This window comes from Chryseobacterium sp. NRRL B-14798 (genome assembly GCF_050470705.1).
Taxonomy (GTDB): domain Bacteria; phylum Bacteroidota; class Bacteroidia; order Flavobacteriales; family Weeksellaceae; genus Chryseobacterium; species Chryseobacterium cupriresistens.
In genome coordinates this window covers 4,097,782-4,119,538 of the sequence record NZ_JBFLUL010000005.1, presented here as the reverse complement: position 1 = coordinate 4,119,538, position 21,757 = coordinate 4,097,782, and the positions used below count along the sequence as shown (strand labels likewise).

The following is a 21,757-nucleotide window of genomic DNA, read 5'->3' as shown; positions in this document are numbered from 1 at the left end:
TACGTAATAAAAAAGCTTCAGATTGAATTTCTGAAGCTTTTTATTTATTTTGTTAAGTCTAATCCACCAAAATTTCCGGAACTCATCATGAGATAAACACCATCTGTTTTATCCAATGTATTCCAGTAGGCGTGTAGATCTTCAGCATTCGTGAAAACCTTTAGCTTTTCATTCTTGAATTTTTCTTTGATAAATTCAGGAGAGATAGGTTCCATTCTCTTGATCTTCAAGGCATCTTCAGAATAGAAAACTACAGCTTCCTCCAGACCGTCCATTGCATGATCATATTGCTCAAGGAAAGCCGGATTCAGACTGGAATAGGTATGAAGCTCCAGGAATCCGTATTTCTTATTATTTTTAAATTGCTCTGCAAAGGCTTTTACCGCAGCCTTTACCTTACTTGGTGCATGGGCAAAATCTTTGTAAAGGATTCCCTTATCTTCTCTTTCCACTTTTTCCAGACGCTTGGAAGCTCCTTTGAAACTCATGATTGCCTCATAGAAATCCTCATCCATAATACCCAATTGCTGGCAGATATGTCTTGCACCTTCAAGGTTCAGCAGGTTGTGTGCTCCAAAAACAGAAAGCGGAACATCTCCCATTTCAGTTTTTAAATATACTTTACCATTATTGATTTCGTATTCAGGAGTTTTGTAAGGGATTTTTCTGAAATAATTTTCTGCATTTTCCACTACTTTCACTACTTCCGGATCTTCTTCATTATACACAAGAACTCCGCCTGCCGTAATGCTTGCTACAAACTTTCTGAACTGATCAATATAATCATCAAATGTTTTGAATACATTGATATGATCCCATGCGATGCCGCTCATTAAAGCGATATTCGGCTGATACAGTAAAAACTTAGAACGTAGATCAATAGGAGAGGAAAGGTATTCATCACCTTCCAGTACCATGAAATCATTATCCTGAGTCAGTTTTACCATACAGTCAAAACCTTCAAGCTGTGCACCTACCATGAAGTCCACATCTTTCTGATGGAAATTCAAAACGTGAAGAATCATTGAAGTAATGGTTGTTTTACCATGTGATCCTGCAATAACAACTCTTGTCTTGTTTTTAGACTGTTCGTACAGGAATTCAGGGTAAGAATATATTTTCAGGCCCAGTTCTTTTGCTCTTGCCAGTTCAGGATTATCCTGGTGGGCATGCATCCCGAGAATAACAGCATCAATATCCGGAGTAATCTTTTCCGGGAACCAGCCCATTTCCTGAGGCAGAATTCCTTTCTTTTCCAAACGGGTCTTTGAAGGCTCAAAAATAGCGTCATCAGAACCTGTAACCTGATATCCTTTGTCTTTTAATGCGATGGCGAGATTATGCATGGCGCTTCCGCCAATGGCAATGAAGTGGGTTTTCAATTGTATTTACTGTTTTTTAACATTAATATTAATGATCTGCTGGAAAGCTTCAAGAATATTGTTCCAATTGGTCTGATAATTCGGAATGATCATACTCGCATCCGATTTACTGCCTTCATTGGGACCTTTCTTGACATTGATGGACGTTGAAATATTGTCGTACAATTTTTTACGGTCTTCCTGTATTCTTCTGAAATTATTCTGAGAAAGAACCTGATCCAGTTTCTTTAAATCTTCATCTGAAATTTTAAAATCCTGTTTATATTTTTTTCCCTGGCCTTCAAAAGAGTAGTGTACATTATTCCCTTTGATCAGAAGATTTTCATAGACAGGAGCAAAGCCTCCGCTTTTCGAATAACTGATATCAAAATCCGAATATACTTTCTGGCTGTTGCATGAAACTAATACTATGATTGCGAATAATACTCCAAGTATTTTTTTCATAATTTTTCTATTTACTTTAATTATTTGAATCCTTTTGTTCTAATTTTTTAGCTTTAAGTTCTTCATCATAACTGTGTAATAGATTGAAATCTTCTGTCTGCTCAATGGCAGTCATAATTTTCAATAAAATTTCCGGTGCTTTTTCATTATCATAATCAATATCCAAAGGAGCTTTGAATTCCATCGTAGGTTTTACACCGGTTACCTTTACGCGGAGTCCTTTTTTATCAAAAGCTCTTCTGAATCCGTTTATTTTGATTGGAATTACAATAGGACGCTGATTTTTTACCAGTTTGGCAGTTCCTCTTCGTCCCTGTGCAAAAGCCGATGTAGTTCCTTGAGGGAAAGTAGCTACCCAGCCATTGTCCAATGCTTTCATAATATTATCTACCTCGCTCATGTCCACCATTCTGTTTACATTTTTCCCTTCAGATCTCCATGTTCTTTTTACCGTTACAGCTCCTGCAATTTTGAAAATTTTGGGAAGAATACCTTTGTTCATGGTTTCCTCTGCTGCCACATAGTAAAAATCGATCTTCGGATTCAAAAGATAGATCGGGTTTTTTATTGTATTGAGATATCCGTTGTTCACAGCACAGAAGGCATGGTACATGGCCGCCACATCTGCAAAATAGGTCTGATGGTTGGATACAAACAGTACGTTAGAGTCCGGAAGATCCACAAGGTGTTCTGTACCGGTTATTTTTAACTTATTAAAGCCATTGAATCTTCTGTAAGATACAATTCCTAAAATAAAAATAATAAACCTTTTCAAAAAATAAGGAGTTCCGAATGCATCGGTGAAAATATTTTTCTTCGCCATCTCTCAATTAAACACGGTAGTGCAAAGTTACATTTTTTTCAGCAACTGACTGAATTCACTTAATATCATCGCTGTAGCTCCCCAGATAATGTATCCGTTGAAATTAATCACGGGCACTTCATGTCCGCCCGCACTTGGCAAAGCCATGATTTCCGGGGTGTCCGACAGGTTTAAAAAGGAAGTGATCGGAAATTCTATGGTTTCCACAGCTTCCGTCTGTTGAAGAACGAAAGCAGGATTCTTTATTGTATAAGAAATATAGGGATAGACATAAAAATTGCTTGGTGGAATATAAATCGGAGACATTTCCCTGATGATTCTTACATAATGTTTATCTATTCCGATTTCTTCGGAGGTTTCCCGAACTGCCGTTTCAGCAAAATCCCTGTCCATTTCCTCACGCTTTCCTCCGGGCAGAGATATCTGTCCGCTGTGTCTGTCGTGTTCATTAATTGTCCTTTGGATCAATGGAAAATACCACTCGTTGTCTTTCAGATATAAAACAATATTAACCGCCGCAAATTTGGGATTCTTTGACAATACTTCATCATATGTAAAAACGGGGCGGTAGGGAGGTGAAAATACTCCATGGGCGTGCTCACCGGGAAGTTCCACGCTTTTTATTTTTCTCAATAAATCTTTTCCAAAATTTTCCATAGCTCAAATTTAGCAATATATCTCGAAGAAATAAATGCCTTAACATTAATTAACCTGTGAAATATCAGGATTTAAAGCTTTAAACCCTTAATCTGACAGGGTAATTATTTAACTGAAATAACAGGGAGATGTTGTACCGGAAAATTGACGGAATTGGCAATGAAACAATATTCGTTGGCTTTATGATGAAGCTGTTCTGCTTTTTCTTTCATGGATTCTGCTGCAACAGTTACCTTAGGATGCAAAGTTACTTCTGTGAAGTGGCCGCTGCCACCAGCTGTCTCTGCCATGATGCCCGTTGCTTCATCAGTGTAATCTGTAACAATAATGCCTGCTTCAGAACAGAAATGAAGATACCAAAGCATGTGACAGGAGGAAAGTGAAGATAAAAACATTTCTTCAGGATTATATTTCGTCCGGTCGCCACGGAATGCCGGATCAGATGATCCTTCAATTACAACTTTATTCTCTGCTGAAATAGTATGGCTTCTCCCGTAATCTCTGTAACCGCTGGTTCCTGTTCCCTGGTTTCCCGTCCACTGGATGTTCATTTTGTAATGGTGGTTTTTCATATTTTAAAGATAAAAGATAAAAGATAAAAGATAAAAGATAAAAGATCTTGCTGTTAAAATTCAATAGGGGTGGGCTTTAGCCCGCCTACATAAACAAAAAACATCTATTGGCTTTAGCCGAAACTTATAGCAAGAAAGGTAATAAAAAAACCTCCAGAAAACTGAAGGTTTTAAATTTTTTAATTAGAGAATTCTATCAATTCTTCTTTTTTGGCATTGTAGATTTTGTATTCTAAATATTTAAAAGAATCCCTTGGAACAATGGTTACCCACTTTTTGTATTTGATAAACCATTTCATCTGGATACTTTTAATGCCTTTTGTAAGGTAGGCTTCCACAAATGGGTGTACGTGCAGGTAGATTTTTCCTTTTTCTTTCTGCAGGATATTTCTTAAGGTTTCACCCATTCTTTCTACGATAACAATAGGAGCTACAATTTCTCCGTCTTTGTTCGGGTTTTCTTCTTTGGTGTCGATCTGTTTTTCCGGACGGTTTCTCTGTCTGGTGATCTGGATCAGACCAAATTTACTTGGAGGAAGGATTTTGTGGCGTGCTTTGTCGCGCTTCATTTCCTCTTTAAGATGCTCGTAAAGATCTCTTCTGTGATCAGAATTCGGCATATCTATGAAATCGATAACGATGATCCCTCCCATATCGCGGAGGCGAAGTTGTCTTGCGATTTCTGTAGCAGCCATTTTGTTCACTTTCAGTGCATGCTCTTTGTTGACAGCTGCTCCGGTTGTAATATTGTTTCCGGAGTTGACGTCCACTACGTGAAGTGCTTCTGTGTGCTCAATAACAAGATAGGCTCCTTTGGAACTCGGAATGTTGACGTGTTTTCCGAAGCTCTGTTTAAGCTGTTTTTCAACATTGTAATATTCCAGAAGTGGAATATGGGAATCATAAAACTGGACAATATTTTTCTTTTCAGGGGCAATTACTTCAATGTAATTTTTCATTTCGTTCACCATTTGCTCATCATCGCAAATGATATTGACGAAGTCCTGATTAAAATTGTCTCTTAAAATAGCTGAAGCTTTGTCTTCTTCGCTTAAAACTTTAGACGGAACTTTATTTCTCTGGATGTTTTTGAAAGTACTTTCCCATTTCTGAACCAGCTGGTTCATGTCATTATGCAGGTCGGCTACTTTTTTTCCTTCTGCCACTGTTCTGATGATCACTCCGAATCCTTCAGGCTTAATACTGTCGATAAGGGTTCTCAGTCTTTCTTTTTCCTCAGAGCTTCTGATTTTTTTGGAAATAGAAACTTTATTGTCAAAAGGAATTAAAACCAGGAAACGTCCTGTTAATGAAATCTGGGTAGAAATTCTTGGACCTTTGGTAGAAATAGGTTCTTTGGTAATTTGTAACAGAACAAGATCGTCCTTGGCAATTACTTTGTCTACCGTTCCGTTTTTGTCTATTTCGGGTTGTATCTCGAAATTTTTTAAGCTCGAAGTGCTTTGTTTTTTAGAAATAGTATCTTTTAAAAACTTTCTGTACGTAAGATACTGAGGTCCCAGATCCTGATAATGCAGAAATGCATCTTTGTCATATCCGATATTGACGAATGCTGCATTCAGGTTTGGGGCAAGTTTTTTTACTTTTCCTATAAACAGATCTCCAACTATAAAATCGCTTTTGTCTTCTTGCTCATGAAGTTCACATAGTCTTCCGTCTTCCAGCAGCGCAATCTTTGTAAGATCATCTTCATGCGAAACTATTAGTTCTTTCTTCATTTTTTAATAAGATAAAATTGTTAAGATTATAGGAAGTGGATGTTTTTTATCGATTAATTCATCTATTAAATATAAGGATTTTGAATGAAAACCATTATATTTTTATTAAAATAATATTTGAAACCCTCCGTTTTCCGCGGAATCTTATAGTTGCAAACAAAAATATAGTTAGTGAACTTTAAAAATTTAAATCCACCAACTATATTATTATATTGTAAATCTCGAGAAAAAGAGATTATTTTTTCTTATGTCTGTTTGCTCTTCTTCTTTTCTTTCTTTTGTGAGTCGCAACCTTGTGTCTTTTTCTTTTCTTTCCGCTTGGCATAATTTTAATTTTTTAGTAACTAGTTAATATTCAGTTAATGTTCTTATTTTACTGCAACTTTAGTTTTTACTTTCTCAACAAAAGATTTTGAAGGTTTGAAAGCAGGAATGTTATGAGCAGGAATCTCAATTGCAGTGTTTTTAGAAATATTTCTTCCTGTTTTAGCAGCTCTTGTTTTAATGATAAAAGATCCAAAACCTCTTAGATAAACGTTATCCCCATTATACATAGAAGTTCTGATCTCCTGCATAAAAGCTTCTACAACTTTCTGTGTTTCATTCTTTTCTGTTCCCAACTTATTTGAGATGGTGTTTACCAATTCTGCCTTTGTCATTTCCTTATTTTAATTTTAAATTTTAGGTGTGCAAATTTAGTTAAAAAAATTGAATACTAGCAAATTAGTGGCAAAATATTTTTATTCAAAGAGTTGGACTTTTTATGTATACACTATATTAAGGCAGGATGGTGATAATTTAACAATAAAATAATGTAACCGGATAAAGGTACAAAAAATTGATGAACAAAATTTAATAAATGCTGGTTATAACAGGTCTGGCAGCACTTTATGGTCTTTAGCATACTATTTTTGAGATCCGTTATCTGCCCTTGACCATCCGTCCGGAATTGAATTTTTCAATTGAAATCAGATTTTTTTATAAACTGGAATTATAATATCCGTTTTCTACGCAGAAGCGGATAAGATGAAGTTTGGTTTTCAATCCCAGCTTTTCAGTAAGTCTGTTGATATAGGTATCGATTGTTCTGGTACTGAGATTGAGCTTTTCTGCAATTTCTTTATTGCTGAATCCTTCATAGCAGAACCTCATGAGCTGTATTTCAGATGGGGAAAGTTCTTCCTGTCCTTTTTTCTGCCTGTCCATATATTCCTGTACGGCAAGCGGCTGCTGTTCCCATTCTTTGGAATAAGCCTGATAGTCGAAGTCGTCAGACGCAATACTTCCTTTAATAATATCCTTTATAATGGTGCTTTTTTTCTGACAGTAATAGATATTGGGAATCTTTGAAAGGATTTCCGCCATATCTTCCTGATAAGTGCCGGAATACGTAATAATAGGGGTTTCAGTATTGTTTTTTCTGATATACTTAATAGCTTCAATTCCACTTAATACCGGCATAAAGAGTTCAATAATGAACACATCTTCCTGTCTTCTGTAGATTCTGTTTACCAGCTCATGCCCATTGTTACAATCATTCAGAAGCATATAGAAAGGATTTTCCATAAGTGTTTTGATCATTATTTTTTTAAAATAAAAATCACTGTCAGCAATGGAAAAACGTACGGTATTAGATAATATTTTACTCATTCTTAATATCGATTTGGCGAATGATATTTAAAATTCAGAGGTCTAATTTATGAAAAACTTATCAAAGTGAAAATTAATATTAATTTAATCAGGGTTTTCACGAAACAGGGTTGGGGAAATTACGTATTGTGCATAAAATTTTTTTTTTATATTTTCACAGGCCAAACAAATCGCAAATTATGTCTTCTAACAGGGAAAAAAAATTAAACAAATCTGACGTCAGAACGGGCATTTGGAAGTTTATTCTGTCATTTGTCGTTTTGTCGGTTGTATCTTTTGCTTGCTTATTTCTCTTTTTTAAGAGTTATGATATACAGCGGGAAGGAATCAGCCGTGAAGCTGAAGCGTATAAAGAACTGATGCTTCGAAGTGACGTGCTTAAGGATCACATTGATGATATTTACGACAAAATGAACCAGCTTAGCATCAATAAGGTGGAGAATGAGGTATTTCTGAGAACCAGTATTATGGATAATGTGAGAGATGCCAAAAATATTATGGGTAAAGACAGTGTGCAGAGCTTTAAACATTATGCCGTACTGATGAAGCAGATTGTACCGATGATGACTTTAAAAGCAAAGATCATCGAAGTAGAGTATCAGAAAAAGACCGTTTTACGGGATCTTGATGAATGCATGGGCAAGATTAAAGTAACCAACAACGAACTTCGGAAAGACCCTACGAGAAATTTTACAGGAAGTAGAAGGAGAAGATAAAAAGAAAAGATATGCAAGGACAAATCACATTATCGAAAAAAGAAAGGCATTATCAGTTTTTTTATTTAATACTGATGCTGGTGACTGCCATGTTATTTTTAGGAGTGATCTTTCTGAAAGGATTTGAATCCCCTTTTTCTGATGAAGATGTAAGAGGTATTCAGAATCTTGAGCAGAAAGCCGAATTTGAACAACATCAGAAAGTTGTTCTTCCTATCATGGACAGTACCTATACCATGATCACCAAACTTACCGACGACGGACCCCAGCCTTTTATCGAAAATAATATCCAGCTGGGCGTTAACGACCTTAACAGCTATTTCAACAGTACAGACGTTGTGGATATCCGTAAAGATGCCTATCCGCAGATCGCGAAATTCTATAAAATGTATTTTGATGACAAAAAAGTCATTTCAACAACTTCTGAAGACATTAAAATTTTCCAGAAACAGGTGGATGAATGCAGAATCGGATTTAAAGATAAGCAGAATAAGCTTTATCAGCGCGAGCAGGATCTGAAAGCAAGAATGCAGTAAGCAAATAAATACTAGGAACATACATAAAACACATCACAATTACTAACTATGAATTATTTTCAAAAGAACAAGAAAAACATTATTATCGGTGTTATTGCAACTTTGCTGATCGCAGCATTGGTTGCTCTGTGGCTGCAGAAAAAGGTAATACATTCAGCAGATGATATTGTTGGGGTGGTTTATCCGTCTTCACTGGCGGTAGGAGACACGCTTTTATTCGAAGATAAAACCCAGTTTGCCAAAACCAAAAGATGGAATTTCGGAGATGGGACAACTTCAGATAAAAACAGTGGTATTCACTTCTATAATAAACCGGGATATTATCAGGTGATTTTGATCGTCGACAACAAGTACACGAAATCTTTCCCTGTAATGGTAAGCGCAAGAAGCGTTCAGAAACCAAAAGATACTGCAACGGCAAAAACAACTATCGAAGCCGTAAGTCAGGCAATGCAAAATGAAAATGTGACCTTCCGTGCTATTTCTGATGCAAAACAGTTTGCATGGAAATTCGGTGAGTCCGGAAATACAGATGCTAAGGACAAATTTACCATCTATTCCTATAAAAAACCTGGAGAGTATCTGGTGACTCTTTACACAGAACAAAGCCAGGATCCTATTTATCACCGTATTAAAATTCTTCCTGCTTATGATGCTCTTGCTGAAGATGAAGTTTCAGTGGAAGACTCTTATGCCAAAGTAGATAATGATTTTAAATATCACCTGCAGCAGATTGCCAACGGAAACAGTTTCAATATGCACTACAATTACCTGCTGAAAACCTATCTGTGTAACAATGAAAATACAGTGGTAAAAGTAAATGACAGCAAAGTGAATAACTTCTACATGTATTGTGCAGGCCTTCAGTTTGACAAGAATACAGTGATTCAGACGGTAAAAGTAAACCTGGACGACACACAGAACTGTGTAACTAAAGTAGATATTAATCAAAGCAAATAATTTCATCCGGTCTTACGGATGTACCAATCATAAAAAGATTAAATAGGATGAAAAATAAATTTCCTCTAGCAGCATATTATATAGGGTTAACAGTATTATTGACGAGTTGTCAGGTAAAACTGCCGTCAAAGAAAACCCCGGAGCCTTCACAGTATGGGCAGGTGGATGCATCCCCTGTCGTTAACGGATATCCGAAAAAGTCAGTGCCATGGATCGTTATTTCAGACCGGTCAAGAAATACGGCTTATCTGGATAAAGATGATGAGAAGTCTTACAAAGAAGTAAAATTCCTTGAACCTTTAATGGTTTTAAAACATAGAGACGGAATGGTAAAAGTAGCGGAATATGTTCCGGATGCTTTAATGAAGAAAGTTTCGTCAAAATCGATCAAAACATATGGCTGGATTCAGGAGTCTGATCTCCTTCTCTGGAATAACGCTTTAAAAAGTGAAAAGACAGGTTATCCTGTAAGAGTGGCAGTAGTACCTAATAACAGCGAAGTCATCAGAAATGCTGAAAGATACTATAAAAACGACTCTATTATGGTGTTCAACTCACCAAGCCTTATTGAAACAGCCAATGTAAAAATTCCTAACGGACAAATTGTATATGTGTACAAAATGGCCGAAAATAATAAACGTTTTCTGGTAGGTAAAAAACCATCTGTTGATATGGACAGTATCAATAAAGGACTTTACGGCTGGGTAAGCTCCAATGTAATCTCCACCTGGGGAGAACGTTCCGCTATCAGACTTAAAAATACAACAGGAATTACCGATACAACGCTGGGAATTCATGAAGGGCATCCGGGTGGATCAGCATCAGATGCGTCCAACAAAACAGCTATTCTTCTTACCGATGTCAATAAAAGAACACAGCTGGAAAATATCTTCCCGGTAAATCTTCCTTTAGAAGAGGCTCCAACACCTGATACCAAGACAAAATATTTCACCAATATTTTAGATTACAGTAAGAATTTCGTATCCAATGTACTGGGTGAACCGATTTATTTCGACCGTTACAGAGAGATCACGGAAAAAGATAAAAACATTAATATTGTTTTTGCATTAGATGTAAGTGCCGGTAATGCGCCTTATGCACCTATTGTAAAATCATTGTTACAGGATCTTCAGCTTAGGTTTGAAAAGCCTTCCTATTTTAGCAATGTTAAATATGGAGCGGTTTTATACAAGAACAATCCTTGCGGAGATAATGTTTCTGTATCCAGCTTAAGCACAGATTACAGTAAGATTTCATCATTTATTGATCAGAAAACGAATGAAATGAACTGTGCCAGCAATAGCGGTTATCAGCCGGTAGGAGAGGCTCTTACGGCAGCAGGAAACCTTCTTTCAAACGTTCCTGATGAAACCAATATCGTTGTTACTGTAGGAACTTCTGCCAACCAAAGCGGAAATATGTACAGTGTAATCAGTTCTCTTACCCAGGCTCAGGCAAGACTGATCATGTTCCAGACCAGTGCAAGATCATCAGATACCTACAATGATTTTGTATTGATGGCGGAAAATGTGGTTACCAATACAGCCAAAAATATTGCTGAACTTAAAAAACAAAAGATCATCAACCAAAATGATGTGCTTACCAAGAATAATTTCAGCCTTGTGGAAGGAGATACAGGATTCTTCTCTTTAGCTTACCCTAAACAGAGTATGTCTCAGGGATTCGTTATTTTCCCTAAGAAAGGAGACATTACGACTCCGGGATTCCTGAAAAAATCTGTTGACAGCCTTATTGCACAGGTTACTCTGGATAATCAGACTATTGATAAATCTCTTAATGAATACTTCCATTCATCCGTAGGAGCAGGTAGAACAGATGTGGATTTAAAATATAAATATCTGTATCCAGGACTTACCAATCCGGTTTCTGCAGGAATTGCCGCACAGCTGATCAACTATGGAAGCCCATTCCTTGTAAAAGGATATATTCCAAAAGATCTGAAAGATTTTACTCCGGCAATAGAAAAGGGAATCCTTATTTCTGAATCGGAATATGATAACTTAAAAGCTTTCTACACGGAAGTATACAGAAATACTCAGGCAGATCGTGCAGATTTTAATCAGGGAAGAGCTATTAAAGAGTATGTTAAATTACTGAAGAAGTACAATCCTACGATAAAATTCTTAGATAAAGGAGCACTTTATGAGCTGCCAATGTCTTATGCGATCGGAATGAGTACCGGATTTGATCTTTCTGAAGAAGAATTGATGGCTAAATATAAGCTGAAAGGTTGGAAAAAATCAAAAGTAGTTCCTAGTGAAACAGTAAGAAATTATTTCCAGCACTATAAAAATTTAGCAGACAGAATGCTTGCCAACAGAAACAACCCGGCTGTAAAAATTCAGCAGAACGGACAGACTTTCTACTGGCTTAATGAGTACTTTACTCCATCCAGAATTCCAACAGAACAACCGGAATACACAAAGCATTAAAAACATTTTTTATGATATCAAAAGCAGGAGTATATACTTCTGCTTTTTTTGTAGTATAAAGACAGATCAACAAACCTTAAATCTTAAATTTTTAAACTTTGAACCCTCATTATTTCTCTTTGATGTGTAAAATTATTTTTTATCTAAAAAAAGAGAAATAATTTAAAACGCTGTATTTATGGTTGTTATCGTAAGGTTGATAAATCCATTGTCGTAGAATTACGACAATAAATCGTAGAACTACTACAAAATCTCAGATTTATAGGGAAAAGTTTTTTTTAGCGGAAAAGAGCCTCTATATTTGCTAACACAATCACCGAATCACAAAATATTACTAACGATTAAATTTACTAATCATGGCCGAAAGAAATTCAAGAGGAATCTTAAAATTCAATAATGGAGAAGGGCAAAAGCTGTTAAAAATGAATTACAGCGTTTCCAGATCTACAGATGTTTCAGGACGTGTAGCATCAGATCCTTCCAACGCATTAATCAAGGTTACAGTAGAAGCTACTGAAAAATCAGATATCCTTGAAAGCTTGCTGAACGGTAAATATAAGCCGACTGTAGGAGAGATTACTTTTAACAAATCTCACGAAGAAGGAACATTGATTACACTGAAATGGCAGAACGGATATGTAATCCAGCATCAGGTAGATTTCGACGCCATCGACAGCAACAGTATGCTGATCAGCTTCGTAATCAGTGCTGAAACAATAGACTATGGTACTTCTCAATACGCCGGGCTATGGCCATCCAGCTAAATACTGACACACATTATCAACATTCATAAGAAGAAAGACTGTCCCTATTTAAGACGGTCTTTTTTTGCCTGAAAGAAAAATTATAACCTGAGAATTTTATTTTATAACGTGTTTATATAATGTCTGTTATATAAAATATTGTTATCTTTAATACTAAACACAAACACAAAGCATATGAAAACCGAATCAAAGACCAAAGGATCTTCTTTCCGTCCATCTCAGAATGCGGACGGGATATCCGCGAATCATCACGCAGGGATCAACCGGCTGGTCAAATTATCACTGGTTGTAGAAGGTAAAATTATTAAGTACTATAAGCATTTCACTCTTAAACAGAAAGCGGGTCACCATCACGAATTCAACCTTATTCTCGCTCACGATGCATTGGGAGACCGGCAGAGCCATACCCTTGAGGAAGCCAATAAATTTCTGGGAAAACGTCTTACAGCTGTTATTTCCTACAAAGATATTGAGAAAAGTCCGGAAAGGAATTTTGTTGGGGTTATTACCAAAGTAGGATTCAGTCAGGAAAAAATGAGTCTGGGAAATATTGTGCTTTCCGGATACAGCCCGACGATCCTGCTGGACGGTGCTCCGCATATCCAGAGCTTTGGCGGCAGCCAGCCCGTTAATATGGGAATCATAGCCAAAGAAGTAATACAGCAGGGAATAGATAAAGAACGGTTTGATATAAGAGTCGATACCAATGATTATTCCCAGATCATTTACAGCAGCCAGTATAACGAAACCCATTATAATTATCTGTCGAGAATGGCAGAAGCTTATGGAGAACAATTTTACTATGATGGCGAAGTTTTGCATTTTGGAAAGCTTCCTCCACAAAATAAACCTATAAAATTATTATATGGGAGCAATGCGGATCATATCAGGGTAGAACTAAAAGCGGTTCATACAAAACCTCAGTATTATGGCTATAACAGCAGTAAACATGAAAAACTGACTTCCGGGGAAACTCCGGTTGACCATTTAAGTGATCTGGCCCGTACAGCATATAGCCATAACAATAAAATATATAAAACTCCGGCACTGCAGGTTGCACCTATTAAAGCAACAACACACCTGGATGTGGAGCATTCTCAAAGAAGCGCGTCAGGAAGTGAAGCGGTTAATGTATTTTCGGTTTCCGGATCTACAACCGTTCCTTTTTTGCATCCCGGATGTATTGCTGATATTCATATGAGAAAACCGGACAGCAGTGAAACATCTTATTTTACGAAGGTTATGGTGACAGAAGCCGTTCATGAAATTGATACGATCGGACATTACACAGGAACTTTCGAATCCATTGCAGCAGACACGGGTTTTCTGCCCAAACCGGAATTTACGGTACCGGCTGCTCAGCCACAGATTGCAACGGTAATTTCCAATACTGATCCGGAAGGACAGGGAAGAGTTCAGGTAAGATTCGACTGGCAGATGAATGATACCACTCACTTTGTAAGAGTAATGAGCCCCGATGCAGGAGGAACCGATCAGATCACTCAAAATCGTGGTTATGTAGCTATTCCCGAGGTAGGCGATCAGGTGATGGTTAATTTCGTACACAGTCATCCGGACAGACCATTTGTAATGGGAGGAATGTTTCATGGCGGAGTAGGCCTTGGTGGAGGAGCTGAAAACCGTGTGAAATCTATTCAGACAAGAAGCGGCCACAGAATCGTTTTCACAGAAGATGAAAGTATCATTATTACAGACAAAAGCGGCAATGAGATCCATCTGGATACGACGGGCAGTAATATCAATATCACGGCACCGGAAACCATGACCCTGAACTGTAAGAATATGAATATTAATGTAGGAGAGAATATGACGACGACGGTGGGAATGAATAAGTCTGATAGTATCGGATTAAATAATACTGAGACTGTAGGCGCTATGAAACTTACTTCGGTTATAGGAAATGTAAGTACATTCATTACGGGTAAACTTACTGAAATTATTGAAGGAGATGTATACAGCGAAACAAAGAAGGAAAGAAATGAAATTTCTGAAAAAGAAATTAACATTACCTCCAATGCTTCCATCAATAAACACGCCCAGCAAGAAGTACAAAACAACAGCGGAGAAAGATCTAAAGCCTATTAATTATGAGCAGAACGAGAATTGTAAAAGGCACCTACAACAAAATCTCTCATGAAAATCATAATATGTATTCTCAGGAGAGTATTATTTCACGTGCCATGAAATGGATTTCTGAAAAGGGTAATGATAAAGGAGTGAGTCATAATACGCCACAATCTCCTCCATTAGCTCCTCAGCCCATTCAACTTATTGTTCAGTTCAGACCTAATAAGGGATGGAAAGGAGAATTTGGGTTTGATTGGATGAGAATAGGTGATACCAGTCTTTTTAATGATCAAAAGTTTAGTGATATTATAGCTTATCAGTATGAGGATGCTAAATTTACTACGAAAGTAAAAGATGGTAATAAATATAAGGGATATTTTAAGATTGATGAAACAATGTTTAATAACCTTAAAAAAGAATATAATCCTTTCTCTATTTTATGGAAAACGAAAAAAGATAAAAATACTGGAAAAGATATTCCGGAAGAATATTTTATACCATGGTTGTCCATTATAAAAGATAAAGAAGTTAAGATCACTTTTTTTGCAGAAATTCAACAGGAGGCTGATTATTTGGAATTTACAAAGTCTGATTATTTTACTTTTACTCCAAATAAAATAGAGATAAAAGGGAAAAAGAAAATATCTTTGAATGATTATGAAGTGACAATCAAATGCATAAAGGAGTTTACAAGTAACCAAACTATAGAGTTAAAAGCTTTTAAAACTGAAGATGGGAAAACCATTGAGGCTATTGTAGGAAAACTAAATGTCTGGGCAAATGATAATACTAAACAAAAGAAAAAAGATGTTGTATTTGTGGAAATAAAAACTCCCGCTATATCTTCAAAAAAAGAAGAAAAGCCCTCAATAAATGATGAGAAAAATAGGATTAATCAGTATCTCGAGCAAGCATATATCAAGTTATCTAATGACTCTGATATTGTTGAATTAGATTTAACGACAGACAAAAATTTTGTTGATTTTGTAACCAATGGAGAAGTAGATTCTGATAAAAAGAGCAGTGGAAAAGAATTGCAGGATTATTTGAAAGTTCAATTGGAAAAAGTCTATCCCAAGAAATATACTAAGCATTTCAAAGCTTTTTATTTTGCAGAACATGGTTACAATGCAGGAGGAGGACATGTCTCTGGCTATTCAAATTATGGAGCGGATTATGTAGTGGTATTTAAAAGCAAAAATGATCAGACTGCAGCCCATGAGTTTCTTCATTCTATGAATTTAGCCCATACATTTTCCAATAAAGAAGCGTCTTCTCATGCGTTATATACTTATGAATATAAAAAGACAGATAATTTACTGGACTATTCGCATCATGGAGGAAATGATAATAAGCGATGTTCATTATATTACTGGCAATGGAAAAAAGCCAATTCATCTATAAAATAGATAGTTATGAATAAAATAATAATGTTAATGTGGTTGAGTATATTTATACAATGCCAGTCTCAAAAAATAGATAAGTATATGATACCAATTGTTGACAATAAGTATGAAAAATTTGATATTGAAAATTTTCAAAAAAATTCTGTAAGAGGAACCTTGATTTTAAAGTCTAATAATGCTACTGTCTTAGAGGATAAACAATCATATGGATTTATAAAACAGGTATACAAGAAAGATGATATTTTTTGTCATACCGTCCTATATTACCCGACTGGGAAAATTAAGGAAAAAGGAATTACGTTCAATAATGGTACTGAAATAGGCATATGGTTTTACTATGATGAATCTGGTAAACTTGTGAAGAAGGAAAACACGGATGAAGGTTACGATTTTAAACCTGAAAATGTTATTTCATACTGCGAAAAAAATAAAATTAATCTCCCAAAAGGCTATCATGATTCAGGTTATCAGACAAGAGTACTAAAACGAGATTTGGAAGGCAAAAAAGTATGGCGGATTTCTCATCAAATTGCTGGCGACAAAATAGAAGAAGTCATTCTGGATGGTAAAACAGGAAAAGAGCTTCAAAAGAATACAGTACCTTTTTATAACCCATAATTGCTAATACTTTTATGAACAGATTACTAGAGCATTTAATTTAGCAAGAAGCCTTGATGAAAAAAGAACGGCTGGTATGGTAAGATATTTAAAAGTTAACAATATGAATTGCTATAAAAATGGAAAACTTATTAAATCAACACATCAAGGGATTTTCAACAACCATCGTTAAGGTTTTCTTACAATTATTATTAATAACTACTGTAGCTTGTACAAAAATGAATGAACAAACATTTAAAGTATTTGGAAAAGAAGATATATTGAAGAATACTAAAATTAATATCATAAAGATAGATGATAGAGGAGCAAAAACTGAAAATACATTATTGTTTTTAGGAAAAGAATATGACATAAATGCAGAAACGGAAGCAGGTGCTACCTATGAACTTTATGTTTCTTATAAAGATTCATTAGTTAATATATTGAAATTTGAAAATGTAATGAGAAATGCAAATGATCATATTAATCATATTTATTTGAATGAAGAAAATAATAGTATAAATGTTATTTATATCGGAAGAGAATCAGATGTGGTTAAGCATCATGGATTTATGAAAACATTGATGCCAAAAAACGATTTTTATAAAGCTAATAATATTTCAGATGATAAAACGATAGAAAAGTATAACCAGCTTTTTTTTGATGAAGTTAAGTAGCTTTTAAATTATGAAATTAAAAGTTTTTTTTTACTGTTATACTTTTATTTTTCCCAATGTAAAAAAACAATAACCTATAAAAAATATTGTGAATAAAATAATAATATTAGTTGGGTTGGGTCTTTTTACTCAATTTCAATCTCAGGAATTACAAAAGACAATGATCCCTAAAATTAGTAACAAATTTGAAAAGTTTGATATAGATAAATTTAGTAAATCAACAAAAAAAGAAACTGATGTTGTAAGAGAGTTTCTGCCCAATGGAAACTATATTGAAATGAGTATGGCAAACTCTGGTAAATATTATACCGAATCATATAAAGATTCCTATTTTATGATATCTAAATCTTATTACACCAGTGGAAATATAAAAGATAAAGGTATCATGTTTAATGTTCCTTGGGGAGCTCCTTTTCAAAAAGGAATTTGGTATGGTTTTGATGAAAATGGAAAGCTGATTAAAGAGATTGATTATGATAAGCCTTACAAATATACATTTGAAGATATTTTAAAATTCTGTGAAAAAGAAGCTATTCCCATTACAAAAGGTCCGGTATTACAAAGTACAGGTTTTCATACTATAATTTCAAGAAGAATAGAAAATGAAAAACCTATTTGGGAAATAGAATGGTTAAAGAAGTCGAATCGTGTTGAAAATATAATTTTGGATGGTATTTCCGGTAAAGTAATTTCAAGAAGAGAGTCAGAATTTATAAACAATTGATTTTTTAGTTATGAACTAACAGTGGGAATTACATTTTGAATGTCATTAACATATACACTGTATTATTGAAAAACAATCAATGTACAAAAAGAATATTATGAATAAAATAATAATATTAGCTGGGTTAGTTTTTTTTACTCAATTTCAATCGCAGGAATTACAAAAGACAATGATTCCAAAAATTACTAATGAATTTGAAAAGATTACTATACAGAATTCTAAGAAAAAGATGATGACAGATGTATTGAAACTCCATAGGAAAGAAAAGAAATCTTTTCTGCTTCTAAAGCTGTATACAGAATAAGTATTTATCATGGAGATTCTTTTTATAAATTAGGTAGTTATGAAAAAATTAATTTACATGGCATTAATATGTAGTTTATTTTCATTGTTAGGATGCAAAAGTAAAGAGCAAAAATTTTTGGATAATCATAAAGTAATTCTTTATGAGACTAAGGAAGCAGAAGATTTTATTAATACTGCAAACATAAAACCTGACGAAGCAAAACAGATTCAAGCAGCTTTTGCTATAAAAAATAATAAGAAACCTGAATCTTATAGCTTCTTTATAATAGACAATAATTATGTTTTTACCTCTTATTTTCATCCGAAAGTTCCAGAAGCTTCAACAAGTGGAATATGGGTTGATAGTAAAACGGGGATTGCAAAATATATGGAAACTGGAATATGGTTAAGAGCTTACAAACCTTATCTTGAAAATGGTGAATCCTATCATTTTCAATAAAAACTTAACCATACTATTCAAGTAGGGGGGTAATTTGCCATAAAAATGGACCTTCAAAATCAGTCTTAAAACAAAAAACACCGTTGTTACTTCTCTAATTGAAGAATTAACTATCTTTATATCGTTTAGAATAAAATAATTAATTTTAGCATCACAAAAAGAACGATTTTTTATGTCTTGGTAAAATGAATGAAAAATAAAGATCAAAATCATCAAATCTGCATAATAAACAGAACGCAAATATATTAATATAAGAAAATTATAAATGGGAGTACTAGTAACCAACGAAACAGTAAAGCAACTATTTCATATTGCTCAGTCGATAGCGAAGGAAAACTATAATGGAACTTATGGAGGCCCGCATATCCTGCAGGCTTTAATGCATAAAGATATCGGCCTTAATGAATTCCTGAAAAGTATAGATAAAGATCCGGGTTATTTCTATGAATGGGCAGATGTTCGTATCGAAGAATATCCGAAAACCAGCCATCTTCCCGATGAAGTAGGACAGGATGAAGCGGTAGATACCCTTATTGAAGAAGCTGATGATATCCGTTTAAAGCTTGGACTGGATGAGATTACTCCTATCTGTATTCTGACAGCCATTGTAAAACCACAGGTTGTATTTTCTCTTCAACAGTTAAAATCACTTCCGTTGAGAGAACATGAGATCTTCAATCTGTACAGAAAAGATACTCCGTTTACTGTTTCAGAAGAAGGAGATTTTTCATCATTATTTTCAAATGGTTCAGCAGATTATTCAGACTCTTCCTTTCCTTCCATTAAAAGCTATTGTGTAGACAGAACGGCGCAGGCGAGAAAAGGAGAAATCGAAAATATCATCGGCAGGGACAAAGAACTCAGAATGCTGGTGGAAATCCTTTGCCGAAGAAGCAAACCGAATGTGATCATCATCGGGGAGCCGGGAGTAGGAAAAACAGCTTTGGTAGAAGGTTTTGCTACAGAAATTATTAAAGGAAATGTTCCTGAAATGCTTAAAAACGGTACCCTTTTAGAACTGGACACCGGAGCATTACTGGCGGGAACTTCTTATAAAGGTGAAATTGAAGACCGCCTGAAAAAAGTAATCAATGAATGTAAGAAAATTGAAAAAGCCATTCTCTTTATTGATGAAATCCACACCCTTTTAGACCCGAAAGGAAGTATTGGAAATGTTGCTAATCTCCTTAAGCCTGAACTTGCGAGAGGTGAAATTACCGTAATCGGAGCTACAACGCAGGAAGAATACAGAAAAATTATAGAGCCGGAACAGGCTTTCAACCGTCGTTTTGAAGTGTTAACCGTTCTTGAACCGGATGAGAAGACCTGTGTCAAAATGATTGATGTCCTATTGGAAGGCTACAAAAAACACCATGGTATTGAAGTGGAAAAAACTGCCCTTCCCGAATGTGTACGTCTGGCAAAAAGATATGCCAAAGGTAAAAAATTACCGGATGCCGCTATTGACTTATTAGACAGAACAATGGCAGCCATCAAAATGCTTGATGAACTTTCCGAAAAAGAACTTGAAAGCTGGAAAGAAAGTTATGATGCGATTTTAACAGAAGAATATGCCGACAGCAAAGATAAAGCGGATGAACTGATCTGGACTTACAACCTGCTGAGAGACAAAATAAGTCCGATTCTCTGGGGATCACTGAGTGAGCAGCCGTCCATCGACAACTCTATGCCCGTAGATCAGATCCAGAAGATTATTGAAGATACTTACGCAGAACTTTTACAGCATGCCGCCAAAAAAAGAGAAAAAGTAGACAGACTGGAGCTTGCTGCTGTAATGGCCGCCAAAACCAATATTCCGATCGGAAAAATCCAGGCTCAGGAAAAAGAAAAACTCCTGAATATGGAATCTCTTCTGTTGAACAGAGTCGTAGGACAGGACCATGCATTGAAAATCCTTTCCGACGCTATTGTTGAAAACCGAAGCGGATTGAATAAACCGGGACAGCCTATCGGATCCTTCTTCCTTCTGGGACCTACCGGAACCGGTAAAACAGAACTGGCGAAATCAATGGCAGAATTACTGTTCAATGACGAGAAAGCCATGGTACGCTTTGATATGTCAGAATTTAAAGAAGAGCATTCCGCAGCTTTGCTATACGGAGCGCCTCCGGGATACGTAGGATACGAAGAGGGTGGTATGCTGGTAAACAAAATCAGACAACAGCCTTATACCGTTGTGTTATTTGACGAGATTGAAAAAGCTCACCATTCCGTTTTTGATGTATTCCTTCAGATTATGGATGAAGGAAAAGTTCATGATAAATTAGGTAAGGAAGGAGATTTCAGCAATGCACTGATCCTGTTTACCTCTAATATCGGAAGTGAAGAAATTGTAAAACAGTTCGAAGAAGGAAAAATTCCGGAATCATCTTCACTGATGCAGATTATGTCAAACTCCGGACGATTCAGACCTGAGTTTCTGGCAAGAATTACAGAAATCATTCCTTTTGCACCGATCACGGAATCCATTGCAGAAAGAATCTTTAACATTCAGCTGAAGTCACTTCATACTTCATTAACAAGATTGGGAATTGCTTTAAAAATTACTGATGAAGCGGTTAAAAATCTTGCATTAGGAGGATTCAGCAGCAAATATGGAGCAAGACAGATCTCTGGAGTCATCCGTGCACAGCTTGCAAGACCGATCTCTAAAATGATTGTGAGAGAAGAAGTAAAATCCGGCCAGACTATTCATGTAGACTGGAATAAAGACGAAGAAAAACTAAGCTGGAAAGTAGATTAAGTATAAAGCAAAGGGTATTTGCAGCCAGCTTTTACCCTTTTGCTTATAAATAAAATTAAA

The 21,757-nt window shown here is 35.6% G+C and carries 20 protein-coding genes; 12 read left to right on the top strand and 8 right to left on the bottom strand.

Annotation, left to right across the window (positions count from 1 at the left end):
* Window positions 1-44 precede the first annotated feature (44 nt).
* The 8 genes from AB1278_RS18815 to AB1278_RS18780 all read right to left on the bottom strand — a co-directional run bounded on the left by AB1278_RS18815 (window position 45) and on the right by AB1278_RS18780 (window position 7,267).
* Window positions 45-1,382, bottom strand: a complete 1,338-nt coding sequence (locus tag AB1278_RS18815) for a UDP-N-acetylmuramate--L-alanine ligase (protein ID WP_343641527.1) — start codon at window positions 1,380-1,382, stop codon at window positions 45-47.
* Between the two features lie 6 nt (window positions 1,383-1,388).
* Window positions 1,389-1,826 (bottom strand): hypothetical protein, encoded by a 438-nt coding sequence (locus tag AB1278_RS18810; protein ID WP_202843226.1) that lies wholly within the window; start codon window positions 1,824-1,826, stop codon window positions 1,389-1,391.
* Between the two features lie 16 nt (window positions 1,827-1,842).
* A complete protein-coding gene (locus tag AB1278_RS18805; protein ID WP_062675350.1) occupies window positions 1,843-2,649 on the bottom strand; it encodes a lysophospholipid acyltransferase family protein in 807 nt (268 codons plus the stop codon).
* A 27-nt stretch (window positions 2,650-2,676) separates the two neighbouring features.
* Window positions 2,677-3,306, bottom strand: a complete 630-nt coding sequence (locus AB1278_RS18800) for an NUDIX hydrolase (protein WP_110011656.1) — start codon at window positions 3,304-3,306, stop codon at window positions 2,677-2,679.
* Window positions 3,307-3,410: 104 nt separating this feature from the next.
* Complete coding sequence (locus AB1278_RS18795; RefSeq protein WP_429816317.1) at window positions 3,411-3,878, bottom strand: OsmC family protein; 468 nt, start codon at window positions 3,876-3,878, stop codon at window positions 3,411-3,413.
* Window positions 3,879-4,057: 179 nt separating this feature from the next.
* Window positions 4,058-5,617, bottom strand: a complete 1,560-nt coding sequence (locus AB1278_RS18790; RefSeq protein WP_110011658.1) for an Rne/Rng family ribonuclease — start codon at window positions 5,615-5,617, stop codon at window positions 4,058-4,060.
* Window positions 5,618-5,985: 368 nt separating this feature from the next.
* Complete coding sequence (locus AB1278_RS18785) at window positions 5,986-6,276, bottom strand: HU family DNA-binding protein (protein ID WP_002984212.1); 291 nt, start codon at window positions 6,274-6,276, stop codon at window positions 5,986-5,988.
* 319 nt (window positions 6,277-6,595) lie between these two features.
* Window positions 6,596-7,267 (bottom strand): response regulator transcription factor, encoded by a 672-nt coding sequence (locus AB1278_RS18780; RefSeq protein ID WP_047429454.1) that lies wholly within the window; start codon window positions 7,265-7,267, stop codon window positions 6,596-6,598.
* A gap of 179 nt (window positions 7,268-7,446) precedes the next feature.
* Between AB1278_RS18780 and tssO the strand changes: the two genes are divergently transcribed.
* The 12 genes from tssO to AB1278_RS18720 all read left to right on the top strand — a co-directional run bounded on the left by tssO (window position 7,447) and on the right by AB1278_RS18720 (window position 21,697).
* Window positions 7,447-7,983 carry a type VI secretion system TssO gene (gene tssO, locus AB1278_RS18775; protein WP_395972643.1) on the top strand — a complete coding sequence of 179 codons (537 nt, stop codon included), beginning with the start codon at window positions 7,447-7,449 and terminating at the stop codon, window positions 7,981-7,983.
* 11 nt (window positions 7,984-7,994) lie between these two features.
* On the top strand, window positions 7,995-8,519 hold the full coding sequence (locus tag AB1278_RS18770) for a type VI secretion system transmembrane protein TssO (protein WP_110011660.1): 525 nt from the start codon (window positions 7,995-7,997) through the stop codon (window positions 8,517-8,519).
* A gap of 48 nt (window positions 8,520-8,567) precedes the next feature.
* Window positions 8,568-9,479: a PKD domain-containing protein gene (locus AB1278_RS18765; RefSeq protein ID WP_110011661.1), complete on the top strand. Its 912-nt coding sequence runs from the start codon at window positions 8,568-8,570 to the stop codon at window positions 9,477-9,479.
* A 47-nt stretch (window positions 9,480-9,526) separates the two neighbouring features.
* A complete protein-coding gene (gene tssR / locus AB1278_RS18760; protein ID WP_429816308.1) occupies window positions 9,527-11,932 on the top strand; it encodes a type VI secretion system protein TssR domain-containing protein in 2,406 nt (801 codons plus the stop codon).
* Window positions 11,933-12,288: 356 nt separating this feature from the next.
* Window positions 12,289-12,696: a type VI secretion system tube protein TssD gene (gene tssD / locus AB1278_RS18755; protein WP_062675339.1), complete on the top strand. Its 408-nt coding sequence runs from the start codon at window positions 12,289-12,291 to the stop codon at window positions 12,694-12,696.
* A 174-nt stretch (window positions 12,697-12,870) separates the two neighbouring features.
* A complete protein-coding gene (locus AB1278_RS18750) occupies window positions 12,871-14,802 on the top strand; it encodes a type VI secretion system Vgr family protein (protein WP_429816304.1) in 1,932 nt (643 codons plus the stop codon).
* A 62-nt stretch (window positions 14,803-14,864) separates the two neighbouring features.
* Window positions 14,865-16,193: a hypothetical protein gene (locus AB1278_RS18745; protein ID WP_238349697.1), complete on the top strand. Its 1,329-nt coding sequence runs from the start codon at window positions 14,865-14,867 to the stop codon at window positions 16,191-16,193.
* 6 nt (window positions 16,194-16,199) lie between these two features.
* Entirely contained in the window at window positions 16,200-16,808 is a 609-nt protein-coding gene (locus AB1278_RS18740) for a hypothetical protein (RefSeq protein ID WP_238349696.1), read from the top strand.
* Window positions 16,809-16,927: 119 nt separating this feature from the next.
* Window positions 16,928-17,464 carry a hypothetical protein gene (locus tag AB1278_RS18735; protein WP_123278824.1) on the top strand — a complete coding sequence of 179 codons (537 nt, stop codon included), beginning with the start codon at window positions 16,928-16,930 and terminating at the stop codon, window positions 17,462-17,464.
* Between the two features lie 88 nt (window positions 17,465-17,552).
* Complete coding sequence (locus tag AB1278_RS18730; RefSeq protein WP_202843214.1) at window positions 17,553-18,188, top strand: PepSY domain-containing protein; 636 nt, start codon at window positions 17,553-17,555, stop codon at window positions 18,186-18,188.
* A 343-nt stretch (window positions 18,189-18,531) separates the two neighbouring features.
* Window positions 18,532-18,933, top strand: a complete 402-nt coding sequence (locus AB1278_RS18725) for a hypothetical protein (protein ID WP_202843212.1) — start codon at window positions 18,532-18,534, stop codon at window positions 18,931-18,933.
* Between the two features lie 265 nt (window positions 18,934-19,198).
* Complete coding sequence (locus AB1278_RS18720) at window positions 19,199-21,697, top strand: ATP-dependent Clp protease ATP-binding subunit (RefSeq protein ID WP_202843210.1); 2,499 nt, start codon at window positions 19,199-19,201, stop codon at window positions 21,695-21,697.
* The last annotated feature ends 60 nt before the right edge of the window (window positions 21,698-21,757 follow it).

Bases quoted from the DNA above. Each gene is read 5' to 3' on its own strand.
- AB1278_RS18810 (WP_202843226.1), bottom strand. From the start codon at position 1,826: ATGAAAAAAATACTTGGAGTATTATTCGCAATCATAGTATTAGTTTCA.
- AB1278_RS18805 (WP_062675350.1), bottom strand. From the start codon at position 2,649: ATGGCGAAGAAAAATATTTTCACCGATGCATTCGGAACTCCTTATTTT.
- AB1278_RS18800 (WP_110011656.1), bottom strand. From the start codon at position 3,306: ATGGAAAATTTTGGAAAAGATTTATTGAGAAAAATAAAAAGCGTGGAA.
- AB1278_RS18795 (WP_429816317.1), bottom strand. From the start codon at position 3,878: ATGAAAAACCACCATTACAAAATGAACATCCAGTGGACGGGAAACCAG.
- AB1278_RS18790 (WP_110011658.1), bottom strand. From the start codon at position 5,617: ATGAAGAAAGAACTAATAGTTTCGCATGAAGATGATCTTACAAAGATT.
- AB1278_RS18785 (WP_002984212.1), bottom strand. From the start codon at position 6,276: ATGACAAAGGCAGAATTGGTAAACACCATCTCAAATAAGTTGGGAACA.
- AB1278_RS18780 (WP_047429454.1), bottom strand. From the start codon at position 7,267: ATGAGTAAAATATTATCTAATACCGTACGTTTTTCCATTGCTGACAGT.
- tssO (WP_395972643.1), top strand. From the start codon at position 7,447: ATGTCTTCTAACAGGGAAAAAAAATTAAACAAATCTGACGTCAGAACG.
- AB1278_RS18770 (WP_110011660.1), top strand. From the start codon at position 7,995: ATGCAAGGACAAATCACATTATCGAAAAAAGAAAGGCATTATCAGTTT.
- AB1278_RS18765 (WP_110011661.1), top strand. From the start codon at position 8,568: ATGAATTATTTTCAAAAGAACAAGAAAAACATTATTATCGGTGTTATT.
- tssR (WP_429816308.1), top strand. From the start codon at position 9,527: ATGAAAAATAAATTTCCTCTAGCAGCATATTATATAGGGTTAACAGTA.
- tssD (WP_062675339.1), top strand. From the start codon at position 12,289: ATGGCCGAAAGAAATTCAAGAGGAATCTTAAAATTCAATAATGGAGAA.
- AB1278_RS18750 (WP_429816304.1), top strand. From the start codon at position 12,871: ATGAAAACCGAATCAAAGACCAAAGGATCTTCTTTCCGTCCATCTCAG.
- AB1278_RS18745 (WP_238349697.1), top strand. From the start codon at position 14,865: ATGTATTCTCAGGAGAGTATTATTTCACGTGCCATGAAATGGATTTCT.
- AB1278_RS18740 (WP_238349696.1), top strand. From the start codon at position 16,200: ATGAATAAAATAATAATGTTAATGTGGTTGAGTATATTTATACAATGC.
- AB1278_RS18735 (WP_123278824.1), top strand. From the start codon at position 16,928: ATGGAAAACTTATTAAATCAACACATCAAGGGATTTTCAACAACCATC.
- AB1278_RS18725 (WP_202843212.1), top strand. From the start codon at position 18,532: ATGAAAAAATTAATTTACATGGCATTAATATGTAGTTTATTTTCATTG.
- AB1278_RS18720 (WP_202843210.1), top strand. From the start codon at position 19,199: ATGGGAGTACTAGTAACCAACGAAACAGTAAAGCAACTATTTCATATT.